This window comes from Tractidigestivibacter sp. (genome assembly GCF_057241865.1).
On record NZ_DBHHPX010000030.1, the window covers coordinates 21,158 to 32,290 of the forward strand.

14 protein-coding genes are annotated in these 11,133 nt (G+C 62.8%); 4 read left to right on the forward strand and 10 right to left on the reverse strand.

The features are described from left to right. Positions 1 to 111: 111 nt before the first annotated feature. A complete protein-coding gene (locus ACO59D_RS09715) occupies positions 112 to 498 on the forward strand; it encodes a UTRA domain-containing protein (protein ID WP_485126801.1) in 387 nt (128 codons plus the stop codon). 672 nt (positions 499 to 1,170) lie between these two features. Next, entirely contained in the window at positions 1,171 to 1,377 is a 207-nt protein-coding gene (locus tag ACO59D_RS09720; protein ID WP_485126802.1) for a hypothetical protein, read from the forward strand. Between the two features lie 167 nt (positions 1,378 to 1,544). Here the strand turns inward: ACO59D_RS09720 and ACO59D_RS09725 are convergent, their stop codons facing one another. The 5 genes from ACO59D_RS09725 to ACO59D_RS09745 form a co-directional block, all read right to left on the reverse strand. Beyond that, positions 1,545 to 2,447: a PTS system mannose/fructose/sorbose family transporter subunit IID gene (locus ACO59D_RS09725; RefSeq protein WP_485126803.1), complete on the reverse strand. Its 903-nt coding sequence runs from the start codon at positions 2,445 to 2,447 to the stop codon at positions 1,545 to 1,547. After that, positions 2,444 to 3,271, reverse strand: coding sequence for a PTS mannose/fructose/sorbose/N-acetylgalactosamine transporter subunit IIC (locus ACO59D_RS09730; protein ID WP_485126804.1), 828 nt, complete (start codon positions 3,269 to 3,271; stop codon positions 2,444 to 2,446). The genes ACO59D_RS09725 and ACO59D_RS09730 overlap by 4 nt, the downstream gene beginning before the upstream one ends. Before the next feature lie 36 nt (positions 3,272 to 3,307). Then, complete coding sequence (locus tag ACO59D_RS09735) at positions 3,308 to 3,808, reverse strand: PTS sugar transporter subunit IIB (protein WP_485126805.1); 501 nt, start codon at positions 3,806 to 3,808, stop codon at positions 3,308 to 3,310. 75 nt (positions 3,809 to 3,883) lie between these two features. Further along, positions 3,884 to 4,309, reverse strand: a complete 426-nt coding sequence (locus ACO59D_RS09740; RefSeq protein WP_485126806.1) for a PTS sugar transporter subunit IIA — start codon at positions 4,307 to 4,309, stop codon at positions 3,884 to 3,886. Positions 4,310 to 4,320: 11 nt separating this feature from the next. Further along, a complete protein-coding gene (locus ACO59D_RS09745; protein WP_485126807.1) occupies positions 4,321 to 5,211 on the reverse strand; it encodes a class II fructose-bisphosphate aldolase in 891 nt (296 codons plus the stop codon). A gap of 313 nt (positions 5,212 to 5,524) precedes the next feature. Here ACO59D_RS09745 and ACO59D_RS09750 point away from each other — a divergent pair, with 313 nt between their 5' ends. Then, positions 5,525 to 6,322 carry a DeoR/GlpR family DNA-binding transcription regulator gene (locus tag ACO59D_RS09750; protein WP_485126808.1) on the forward strand — a complete coding sequence of 266 codons (798 nt, stop codon included), beginning with the start codon at positions 5,525 to 5,527 and terminating at the stop codon, positions 6,320 to 6,322. A gap of 869 nt (positions 6,323 to 7,191) precedes the next feature. Here ACO59D_RS09750 and ACO59D_RS09755 read toward each other — a convergent pair. The 5 genes from ACO59D_RS09755 to ACO59D_RS09775 form a co-directional block, all read right to left on the reverse strand. Further along, the gene (locus tag ACO59D_RS09755) at positions 7,192 to 7,677 is read right to left on the reverse strand and encodes a hypothetical protein (protein WP_485126809.1); all 486 of its coding nucleotides are present in this window, start codon (positions 7,675 to 7,677) and stop codon (positions 7,192 to 7,194) included. Between the two features lie 71 nt (positions 7,678 to 7,748). Next, on the reverse strand, positions 7,749 to 7,898 hold the full coding sequence (locus ACO59D_RS09760; RefSeq protein WP_485126810.1) for a hypothetical protein: 150 nt from the start codon (positions 7,896 to 7,898) through the stop codon (positions 7,749 to 7,751). A gap of 63 nt (positions 7,899 to 7,961) precedes the next feature. Then, positions 7,962 to 8,489 (reverse strand): hypothetical protein, encoded by a 528-nt coding sequence (locus ACO59D_RS09765; RefSeq protein ID WP_485126811.1) that lies wholly within the window; start codon positions 8,487 to 8,489, stop codon positions 7,962 to 7,964. 17 nt (positions 8,490 to 8,506) lie between these two features. After that, positions 8,507 to 9,421: an ABC transporter permease family protein gene (locus tag ACO59D_RS09770; protein ID WP_485126812.1), complete on the reverse strand. Its 915-nt coding sequence runs from the start codon at positions 9,419 to 9,421 to the stop codon at positions 8,507 to 8,509. 512 nt (positions 9,422 to 9,933) lie between these two features. Then, the gene (locus ACO59D_RS09775; protein ID WP_485126813.1) at positions 9,934 to 10,350 is read right to left on the reverse strand and encodes an ATP-binding cassette domain-containing protein; all 417 of its coding nucleotides are present in this window, start codon (positions 10,348 to 10,350) and stop codon (positions 9,934 to 9,936) included. A 120-nt stretch (positions 10,351 to 10,470) separates the two neighbouring features. Here ACO59D_RS09775 and ACO59D_RS09780 point away from each other — a divergent pair, with 120 nt between their 5' ends. Then, the gene (locus ACO59D_RS09780) at positions 10,471 to 10,995 is read left to right on the forward strand and encodes a helix-turn-helix transcriptional regulator (RefSeq protein WP_485126814.1); all 525 of its coding nucleotides are present in this window, start codon (positions 10,471 to 10,473) and stop codon (positions 10,993 to 10,995) included. Positions 10,996 to 11,133: the final 138 nt, after the last annotated feature.

Genomic DNA, 11,133 nt, shown 5'->3' on the forward strand with positions numbered 1-11,133 from the left:
GAATACACCCTGACCCCGCGACTCGGGGCCTCCGAAGCCCATCTGGCTGCCCACACCTGCCCCCCGGACGTGTCGGGACGCATGTCCCGATTATAGAATGCCCGCAGGCAGATGGCCCTTTATGCAGACGCTGGCCACATCCGCCACGCACCGGCGGCACGGAAGGTGTGGCCCCATCGGGCCGCATCAATCATCGTTTCCCTAGGGCGTGACTATCTTCCGTCGGCATTTGATTTCGCATTCCACTCCGACTTGGAAAGCTCCTCGTTACTGCGACTCGTACTTCGTCACACTGGCAGGGCGGCGATGGAATTTGACGACCGGTTCCGCATCGTGCGAGCTGATAGCACTCAAGCGGTTAGTCTCGTCTGCAGGCGCAGTCATCCCCTGCTGGAGATCAGCCAGAGAGTTCTGGACGGAAAGGGCGAGCTCCTTTACATCAACCGGCAGCTTATCGTCACCGAAAAGTACGTGCATGCCGCGAGGAGTTTCCACTAGGCGCATGTTTTGGGATCTCCCCTCGCAGCACGTCCGAACCTGTCACGTCCAACGTTCCCTGACTTTCGACAAGCACCCAACCAGACACTAACCCCACATAGGAGCGCCCCGAGACAACATATCACCAGTTCAAGCACTCGCCGCTCCCAAGCCGAATGTTACGATGATACTGACGTTTGTTTTCGCCGGTCACGAGGGGAGGCAGTTCGATAGCGAAGCTCAATCCAATAGTTCTCGAGTGGGCAGTCCGCCGAATCGGCCTTCGCTCCGACCCATATCTTCGTGACGGGTCGACAATGACACGTCCGGCCATGGCGGAGATTTCATCGCCATCGGCATCGCTAGGGACCCGCCCCGTGGGAAGCCCGACCCACCCGAGCTTCCGGCATTAATCTTCCAGCCATGGCAGCTGGCGCCCGATGTGAGCACCATCGCGCTGGCTTCTCCGCCTGCCGTCCAGCATCTTTGCAGCTGGAGCGGAATCGTCTCGCGAAGTTGGCAGCAAGCTCCCAATATGAGCACTCACATCGGGCTCCAGCTGCCACCATCGGCCGCCACGGGATTCCAGGCAGCCCCCCACCTGCGGAGACACTGGGGTCTGTCAATCACCCGACGGAAATCCCGCGGCGAAGGCGCTCACATCGGGAATTTGGTGCCATGGTTCGAACCTTGATGCTAGATGCTGACGGCGCCAAGGGCCTCATCAACCGGAGCGAATTCTTCGCCATCTACAGCAATCATCAGGAGGAGAACGCCATCGTCGCTGCGTCCGACAAGGGAGGAGGCGCCTACTACCTCAACGAGCGTCGCAAGCTCGGCCTGGGAATTAAGTGCATGAACGGGTTCGACTTCATACGAGCGCAGGGCTTCAAGTTCTGATTGGGGGTTCTGCTCCCGCCAATAGGGCCGAGAGACCTTCGCTGAATACGTACGGCGGAAATCCAAATCCATCAATAACACTAAGAACCCCGACCCCGGGCATGTGCGCGAAGGTCGGGGTCCCCCGTTGCCAGTGTGCCTGGCGTGACGCGTCGGAAGCCTCTCGCCTAACAGATCCCCAGCAGGCCGAGTGCCAGGCCAATCACCATAGTGCCCACGATGAGCCACGTCACGTTGACGTTCTTGCGAAGGAGCCTGACGCAGCCCAGGGTGTACAAGATGGGCACGAGGCCCTTGAAGATGGTGTCCAGGTAGGTCTGCACCTGCACCGGGTCGCCGTCGCCGGCGGGAATCGCGATGATGCAGCTGAACTTAACGAAGGATGCGGTCATGGCGCCAATCATCAGCAGGCCGAGGATGCCGGCGAGCTTGGTGATGAGGTCCATAAGTCCGCCCTCCTCGAGCTTCGTGATGAAGTTCGAGCCCACGCGGTAGCCCAGGACGGTCAGGCACCAGCGGCAGAGGATCGACGGAACGTTGTAGATGATCAGGAACACGAGCGGTCCCAGGATGGTGCCCGTCTTGGCGCATAGTGCCATGCCGACGGCAGCCGCGATGACGCGCAGCACGCCCCAGAAGATGGCGTCACCGATGCCGGACATGGGGCCCATGAGCGATGCCTTGACGGCATCGATGGACTGGGTGTCAAAGTCGGGGTGCTGGGAGTTCTCGCGCTCCATCGCCGCCACCAGGCCCATGCAGAAGGTTCCCACGTTCTGCGTGATGTTGTACCAGTTGGAGTGGCGCACCATGGCATCGGTCCTGCGCTCCTTGTCGGGATAGAAGCGCTCGAACGCTGGGGCGAGCGACCAGAGGAATCCGGAGGCACCTGCCTTGGCACCGCCGCCGTACATGGCGAACACGTTGAAGGAGTGGAGGAAGATGCCCTTGAGCATCTTGCGGTCCTCGTGGGAGAGGTCCTTGGTCGAGACGCTGATCTTCTCGGAAGCCACATCCTCGGTGGTTGCAGCCCCCTGCTGCGAAACGTTGCTCTCGTTTTCTGCGCTCATGCGAAGAAGTCCTCCTCTTCTATCTGGTCCTGGGTCTCTGCCTGCATGGCGCCGCCACCCGTGCGCAGCGCCTGGAGTTTCTTCTTCACGTCGAGCAGGTCGAGCTGGCGGTAGGCCTCGACCACGACGAGCACCGCGCCGAGGGCGGCGACGCCGATCATAGGCATCCCGAGGTACGAGACGCAGATGAACCCGAGCAGGAAGTAGACGGCAATCTTGTTGTTCCAGAGCATCCTGATGAGAAGGGCCATGCCCACGGCAGGGAGAAGCCCGGCAACGGCGTTGAAGCCGTTGGTGACGGTAGTGGGGATGACATTCACCAGGTTGGCGACGGGCTCGGCGCCAAAGTACACACCCAGGAACGTCGGGATGGCCATGGCGCCGTTCATCACGAGCGCGCCGCCAAAGTGGACCAGGGCGACGTTCTTGGTCTCGCCCGTGCTCGCAGCCCAGTCGGTGAGGGGCGACCAGAACGACATGAGGACGTTGAAGATAAGGGAGTAGATGATGTTGGCAAAGATGGCGACGGCGGTTGCCAGCGTGATTGCGGCACCCTGGTCCATGCCCATCTGGGTCACGAAGCAGGTGGCCATGACCGTTCCCGTGACCGGCTCCGCGGAGGTCGCGCCTCCAACGTTGACGTTGCCGATGAAGATCGCCTCCATCGCGGCACCGATGATGATGCCGGTGGTGATGTCGCCGAAGATCAGGCCGGCGATGAGGCCCACGCAGATGGGCTGGTCAATCATCGGCTGGCCGAACGTCCATTGCACGAAGTAGCAAACGAACGCGGCGAGAAACGCCATGAGTGCAAGTTGCAGCATGTGCTCATTCTCCTCTCGGTACTCGAAGCGGCGGGACTACCCGAGCTTTGCCAGAAGGTCGGACACCTTGGTGCGGGGGTCGGTGGTCCCCACCTGGTGGATCACCGGGATGCCGAGTTCGCACAGCTTGCGTGCGGCCTCCAGGTCCTCCGGGTTGAGGTTCACGCCTGTGGTGAGAAGCACCTTCTCCGCGTCGTCCGAGCGGTCAAAGCGACCGGCGTTGGCGATGTTCACGGACTGCACGCTGCCGCTGCAGTTGGACGCCACCTGATAGGCGTCTGCGACCGTCTGCGTGAGCATGAAAATCCTCATGTCCTTGCCACGGGGGTCGTTGGCGACCTTGATTGAGTCCTCCACCGTGCGAATGAGCAGCTTCTGCCCCTGCGGGCACGCCATCTTGAGCGTCGCCGCCTGGGTCTTGTCGTGGGCGGCATGGTCGTTTGCCACCACGATTCCCTTGGTGTTGAGCTCCTTGCCCCACAGCAGCGCCACCTGTCCGTGGATCAAGCGGTCGTCCACCCTAATCTGGACAATCATGGCCCCTCCTTTCAACTGCGCCATCCCTGGCGCCTATCCCCTGCCAACAGCATTTGCCGGCAATTTCACATCTCACTATGCGAAGAAGTCACCCTCGGACCCGTCATCCGTCTCGCCCTCGTCGACCGCGATGCGCTGGATGAGAGACGCGCCCGTCTCGACCACCCCGTCCACGACCTCCGGGGTAAGCGGCTCGTCCGAGAGCAGGCAACCCAGCACCGTGATGAGGTTTACGCCCGTCACGTGGATGGCGCCGTAGCGCTCGGGGTGCATCTGCGTGACCTTGTTGCACACGCTGCCGCCCAGGAGGTCGGTGAAGACCACGGTCTCGTCACCTTCCTGCACAGAGTCAAAGAACTCCTGAATCTGCGGGGTAAAGTCGGACTCGTCCAGATAGCAGTCGACGGCGGTGATTGCGGAGTCGTCGTGGGTTAGGATGCCGACCGCACTCTTGATGCCGCTTGCAACGCGTCCGTGCGAGGCGATGAGAAACTTGCGCATCTTCGCCCCCCCTAGTTCACGAAGGGCTCGGCGCCATTGGCGAAGACCCGCACCACGTGCTCGAATGTCTCGACCAGGCTCTCGTGTGCAGCGGTGGTCATGTCGTGCCAGTACACGTTGGCAGCAGCATCGTTGGCGGTCTTCTCGTCAATCACCTTGCGTACGGCCTCGCCCGCATACTTGACGCCGTAGGTGTAGTAGTTGATCTTGCGCACGCCGGCGTCAATGGAGTTGTGATACTGCTCGTCCGTGAGGCCCGAGCCGCCGTGCATAACCAGCGGCACCTTCGCGCGGTCGCGGATGTCGGTGAGAACCTGGTAGTTGAGGTGTGGCTCACCCTTGTACAGGCCGTGGACCGTACCAAAGGAGCAGGCGAGAATGTCCAGCCCCGTGCGCGTGACAAAGTCCTGCGCCTGGTCAGGGTCGGTGTAGATGACGCCCGCCTCCTCGGCGGTACCACCCTCATCGCGCTGGCCGGCGGCGTAGGAGCCCATGGAGCCCAGCTCGCATTCCAGGCCCGCATCGTACTCCGCACACATCTGCGCAACGTAGCTCGAAAGTTCCACGTTCCTCTCGTATGGCAGGGCGGAGCCATCGAACATGACGCCGGTGAAACCCAGGTCGAGCGCCTCTCTCGCATACGAAAGGTCACCGCAGTGGTCCAGGTTGAAGCAGATCATCGCGCTGGAGCGCTCCACCAGGCTGGTGACGATGGGGGCGACGCACTTCAGCGGGATCAAGGGCTCGTGCGCCTGGGCGTGTTGGATGATGATTGGGTAGTGCGTCTCCTCCGCGACCTCGATGGCGGCGCGGATTGCCTCCAGGCTTGCCGAGTTCACGGCGGCGATTGCCATGTTCTTCTGCTCCGCAATCTGGCAGATGTCACGCATGCTTACGAGCATCGGATCTCCTTCCACTTCCGGCGGGCGTTTGCCCATCGGTGTTCGCTACCTGCTTCCTAGGTGAGAGGAACATGGGTGTACTTGTCTCTTACGTAATCGCTTGCTCGCGTTTCTCAGTTGCTATTTAATCGATTCTAATCATTTATAATCGTTTGTTTTCGCTCAGCGGTACCTATATGGGCCTAAACGGCCTAAACGCGTGTTCATAATCATTCGCTTTCGTTTGGGTAGTACAGTCACATCAGCGAGAAACGAGGTGGGCTACCCGGCCCACGCGTCGCATCAGAAGCACATCTGCAAGGATTGAGGAACCGTGAAAACACAGAGTCCCGGCCAGCGCCTCTTTCTGGAGGAGCGCCAGCAGAGAATCCAGGTGATGGTGGAGGGGTCCTCGACCATCACCATCGCCCAGATCGTGGACACGTTTGGGGTGTCTGCGGCAACGGCCCGCAAGGACCTCCGCGAGCTCGAGGCACAGGGCAAGGTGAGGCGAACCCATGGCGGCGCGATGAGCGTGGAACCCAACCAACACGAGCTGCGCGCGGCAACCTCGGTAGCGGTGGCGCACCAGGAGAAGGTGCGAATCGGTCGGGCCGCGGCCGAACTGGTGGAGGACGGGGATACCTTCATCGTGCAAGCGGGGACGACCAACCTGGAGTTCGTGCGCGCGCTCAAGGGAAAGCATGGGCTCACGATCATCACCAACGACACGGTGATCTCGACCGAGGCTGACACCCTTCTCCCCGACAGCTCGATCATCCAGCTTGGAGGACGCATCCGCGAGGGCTTCCATTACACCGAGGGCATCGTCCCCACACGGGAGGTCGCCCAGCTGATGGTGCCCACGGTATACCTGTGCACCAACGCGTTCTCGTTTGAGCAAGGCTTCAGCGCGCACCGCCTAGAGCAGGCAGAGTGGCTCACCCAGCTGATGGAGCACACCAAACGCCACGTCATACTCCTCGACTCCACCAAGATGGGCGTGAGCGCGGCGGTGCACCACAGCGACCTGGCAGACTTCGACGTTCTGGTGACCGACGAGGGCGTGCCCCAGGACATGCGTGCGAGGTTCGCGGAGGAGGCGCCCAACCTGCAGGTCATCTACGCGTAATGGGGAGCGGCTCATCGCTGCCGAGAAGTACGCCCACGTCACGAGGGGCTCTCGCGGGCGCGCGCCACGAATTCTCTTGAGGCCTTCGCTTCAAACCATATCTTCGTGACGGGTCGGCAATGACGCGTCCGACCAGGTCGGAGATTCCGCCACAAGGATTTCGCTGCCATCGGCATTGCGGGAGACCCGCCCCGTGAGAAGCCCGATCTGCCCGAGCTATCGGCATCAATCTCCCAACCATGGCCGCTGGCGCCCGATGTGAGCACCATCGCGCTGGCTTCGCCGCCTGCCGCCCAACGCCTTCTCAGCTGGAGCGGAATAGTCCCGCGGAAGTTGGCAGCAAGCTCCCGATATGAGCGCTCATATCAGGCTCCCATTGCCATTTTCGCCGGAGAAAGGGCGCGATTGGCGACAAACTCCCAACGTGAGCACTCACATCGGGCTCCGGCTACCACTGTCAGCCGCCCCGGGTTCCAGTCAGCCCCCCACCTGCGGAGACGTTGGGGTCGGCCGATTACCCGGCAGAGAGTCCGCAGCGAAGGCACTCACATCGGGAATTTGGTGCCATGGTTCGAACCTTGATGCTAGATGCTGACAGCGCCAAGGGTCTCGGAGCAAGGGTGTGGCACTCCCTGGCTGGCACCCGCGCGGGAGTACGTCCCCCTCCATTCCCCGACCTTCCGCAGGCATCCAGCCGGCATTGACATGGAGCCGCATCGGAAAGTCTGCAGCGTGTATACACGCAGGACGCAATTCTCGACATGCGCCCCTCACAGACGCATATGCCCACATGGCAGGCGCTCTGTAACAAAGTCAGCCGAGAGGATCGGCCGCCAGGACAGCGGGCCGCTCCCACGGCCCCGCGCGTCTCACTCCTGCATATTGAGCGTCAGCTCGAGGGGGATCCGCCCGATACGGCGCAGGTGCAGAGGCGCCACCACGAGGTAGGTCCCAAGGCCGATGACAAAGTCCTCGGCGATGACCTGCGACGTGTACGTCACGACGAAGTTGCCCGAGTACGAGAGCATGACGGCGTCGAAGAGCGCGCCGACGCCCCACATGGTGGGGAGGAGCGCCAGCACCAGCGAGACGGTGACCACCAGCGTGACCGAGTCGAGGTAGAGCCTGCAAACCTCTCCCCTGCGGTACCTAAGGACCTTCATGTACGAGATGGAGCGGTCGCTGTGGTCGAGGACCACCTTGGTGAGAAGGTACATCACCACAAAGAACACGAGCGCCGCCGCCACGAGTATGAGCTGCACGATGTCAGAGAGCGAGTCGAGGGTCTGGTTGGCGAGGTCCTGCATGTCCTGGGGCGTGGTCGTGGACGAGATGTGGGTGGGGTCGATTACCAACTCGTCATCGTTTGCGTAGGCGTCAAACCAGTCCTGGGACTTGCCGAAGGCCTCGTTGAAGGCATCCTGGCTCAGGTCAGGTACACGCTGGTGTCTGCGCTGTTGCCGGTGACGCCGTTAATCGTGAGGGCGTAGCTCTTGTCAGCGTACTTGTCGTGGAGCACCACCGTATCGCCGACCTTGAGGTCGCACTTGTTGAGCAGCCCCGCACCAACCACCACACGACCGTCCGAGACGTCGACGTCCGTCCCAGTAGCGCGAGTCCTCCTGGATGCCGTAGACTGTCACGTCCTCCATGCCGGCACCCAGCTTGCGGACGACCTCCAGCGACGAGATGCAGAGCTTCTCGGCCTGGTCGATAGCCTCCTGCGAGTTTCCCCCTCCGCCGCCACCGGGTGGAGGTCGGCGGCAAGGCCCTCGGCAATGTCACCAAGGCCCCTCGCCTCCGCCGCAACCACAAGCGCGCTGACGCCTGAGGTGGAGTCGCCGGAGCCAGGCGAGAGGGACGTTCCGCCGTCGGCGGAACCGCTCGCGCTGGTAGCCGCGCCCGTCTGGCCCGAGACATCGCCCGTCTCGCCCGACAATCCCGCCAGCGTCGCGAGTTCATCGCGACGCTGGCGCTGTCGGTCGGTCGTCTCCAGCTCGAACGGCGCCTTGAGGGTGTAGGTGTGCCCCACGGGTATGAAGGCGGCGAGCCGGTCCGCGTAGTCAGAGAACATAGAGGGCAGGTTTAGGGAGAACATCACGAGGAAGCTTTCCGCGAGGATGCCGAGGAAGAGCGTCTCGAACGTGGGGAGGCTCCGTGCGAACAAGCGGAGCCTGAAGCGACTCACGTAGCCCAGGCTCGCGGGAAGCCGCAGGTTGTAGCGGCACCCCCTGCGGGAGACCTCGTGCCGCAGGAATGCCAGCGGGGTCGCGCGGAGCTTGCGAGAGAGTCACACGAGGGTGATGCAGACGAGCATCGCGTAGGGCACCACCGAGGTGAGCACGAAGGTCCGGACGCCGAAGGTCGCGTGATAGGGCGGGATGCTGTAGCTGTTGTAGTAGATCCCGCGCCCGATATCGGACACCACCGCGTACCCCAGCGCCAGCCAGATGCAAGCAGCGTGCCAATCACCGACGCCTCGCACTCGACCGTCGCGTTGATGAGAACCACGAAGACGAAGGCCATAATCGCGATGAGGACGTACAAGAACGCCGTGTAGAAGGCCCCGTCGCCCTCCGTGTCGGTCGGCAGGTAGCTGATGCCCTGGTTCTGCTCGCGGTCCAGGGGGCCGGTCACCGTGGAGCCGCCGTCCACGAGCGTCTGCGCCACGTCCGTCTCGCGCGACACGCGGTCCGACGTGGAGAGCGCGTCGTCGTCGAACACTAGGAAGTAGGTGTACGCCGTGGGCAGCTCGGAGAGGCGCCCGGAGGCGGCATCGCTCACGAGGCCCACGCAGAAGGCGATCGAGTCCATCACAAAGTCGCCGTTGGAGCGCATGAGCGCCGTGTAGTCGGGCAGCACCATAATCCCGCAGACGGTGAAGTCCCGCCCGCCCAACCAGATGGTGTCCCCTACCCCGACCCCGTGGTGCGAGCAGAAGGTGGCGTCAAGAGCCACCCCGTCGTCCCGCTCGGGGGCCCTACCCTCGTAGTAGCTCGCCAGGTCGACCTTGGTGCGGTTCTGGTAGAGACGAACGGTCACATCCGTGCCATCAACCGTCGCGCTGGCATCGCGGCTCCAATTGTCGTAAACGCTCACGCCGTCCGCCTCGACCGCCTTGCGGGACGCGTCGCTGATGGGCTCCGAGGTTTCGGCGCGCGTTCTCGACGACGTTGGCCACGTCCACCTCGCCCAGGATCACCCGGACGGACGACAGCATGGCAAGGAAGCCCGAGGCCACAGAGACCGTCACCAGCGGCAGGGCAAAGACCCCGAGGTACCTGCCCGGGTTGTGCAGGAGCTGCCGGAGGAAGCGCCTGTGCAGGGGGTTGCGCACTCAGCCCCCTACCACTCGAGGTCGCGCGCGGCGACGGGGTGTGCGTTGGTCTCGTCCTCCACGAGCCGCCCTCCCGCAGGCGCAGCCGCCTGGTCGCCATCTGGCCGATGGCCTCGTTGTGGGTGACGATGATGGTCGTGCAGCCGTGCTCGCAGCAGACCTGCTCAATCAGCGCGAGAATCCCCTTGGAGGTCTCATAGTCCAGGGCGCCCGTGGGCTCGTCGCACAGGAGCAGCCGAGGCTTCTTCACGAGCGCGCGGCCGATGGAGTAGCGCTACTGCTGGCCACCCGACACCTGTGGCAGGAACTTGCTGCGCTGGTCCCACAGCATGAGCGAGCAGAGAAGGTTGTCCACGTCGAGCGGATCCGTCGCAAGGCACTGACAGACCTCGATGTTCTCGCGGATCGTGAGGTCCTTGACCAGGTTGTAGAACTGGAAGACGAAGTCGAGGAACGCGCGGCGGTACTCCCCGAGGTCCCGGGGTAAGAGGGACATGAGGTCCTTGCCCCCGACCTCGATGCTGCCGGCATCGGCGCGCTCCAGCACGCCGACCAGGTTGAGGAAGGTGGACTTGCCGGAGCCGGACGGGCCGAGCAGGGCGCAGAGCTCCCCTTGGTCGATGGCAACGTCGATGCCCCACAGCACCTCGACGCGCGCCGGCCTCCCCGTAGCCCTTGCACAGGCCGTCAATCTTGAACAGCACGTCCATGCCGCACCTCCGCTGGTCCCCTGGGGAAAGCCTTCGACTTTGCCGATAAGCTCCTCCCGGGAGGGCTTGAGTCCTTCTATGACCTGTTTACAAGCTCCGCCTTGGCCCGTTCGTTCGATGGACCGGGTGCGAATCCTCAGCTAAGCGGATCGGGCATAGAGCTGGTTCTCTCGGTCTGCGAGGGGCAATCGTCCGACGGCCTCGACCTGATGCTCATGAACGAGAGGCGCCCGGCCAAGGGGACGCAAGACCGAGCGAAGTGGTGCGGGCGCATGCTCGCCTACCATCAGTGGGACACTGGCGCGACGTTTCGCGGCATCGCCATGTATCTTGGGGTCAAAGAGCTCTTCTCGTTGTTTGAGACTCATCGCATAGCCTCGCCGCACGTCGTCTCTCTCTACATAACCGAAGCCCTTGCAAAAAGGGACACGCCCACGCGGCTCCGCCGCTATCGGGCAGACGCCGGCCTTACCCAAGCCGCGCTATCCGAGGCCTCGGGGGTGTCCCTGCGCTCCATCCAACAGTATGAGCAGAGAAAAAAGGACATCAACAGGGCGCAGGCCAAGTCCGTATGGAGCCTTGCCCAAGAGCTTGGCTGCAAGGTCGAAGACCTCTTGGAGCTGTAGACCTTGGTGTAGGGAGGCGCGGCCGGCCCGCCCCAGGTGCGTCTGGGTCCCCTTGGGCACACTTAAGCCGGTGGCACCAGACAGCTAGACGATATGTAGAGTGATCGGGACCTCACTCTGTAAAGCAGTGGCCATCGA

What these genes read in the sequence shown, in the direction of transcription:
- ACO59D_RS09715 (WP_485126801.1), top strand. Translation starts at nt 112, where the DNA reads ATGGCCCTTTATGCAGACGCTGGCCACATCCGCCACGCACCGGCGGCA.
- ACO59D_RS09720 (WP_485126802.1), top strand. Translation starts at nt 1,171, where the DNA reads ATGCTAGATGCTGACGGCGCCAAGGGCCTCATCAACCGGAGCGAATTC.
- ACO59D_RS09725 (WP_485126803.1), bottom strand. Translation starts at nt 2,447, where the DNA reads ATGAGCGCAGAAAACGAGAGCAACGTTTCGCAGCAGGGGGCTGCAACC.
- ACO59D_RS09730 (WP_485126804.1), bottom strand. Translation starts at nt 3,271, where the DNA reads ATGCTGCAACTTGCACTCATGGCGTTTCTCGCCGCGTTCGTTTGCTAC.
- ACO59D_RS09735 (WP_485126805.1), bottom strand. Translation starts at nt 3,808, where the DNA reads ATGATTGTCCAGATTAGGGTGGACGACCGCTTGATCCACGGACAGGTG.
- ACO59D_RS09740 (WP_485126806.1), bottom strand. Translation starts at nt 4,309, where the DNA reads ATGCGCAAGTTTCTCATCGCCTCGCACGGACGCGTTGCAAGCGGCATC.
- ACO59D_RS09745 (WP_485126807.1), bottom strand. Translation starts at nt 5,211, where the DNA reads ATGCTCGTAAGCATGCGTGACATCTGCCAGATTGCGGAGCAGAAGAAC.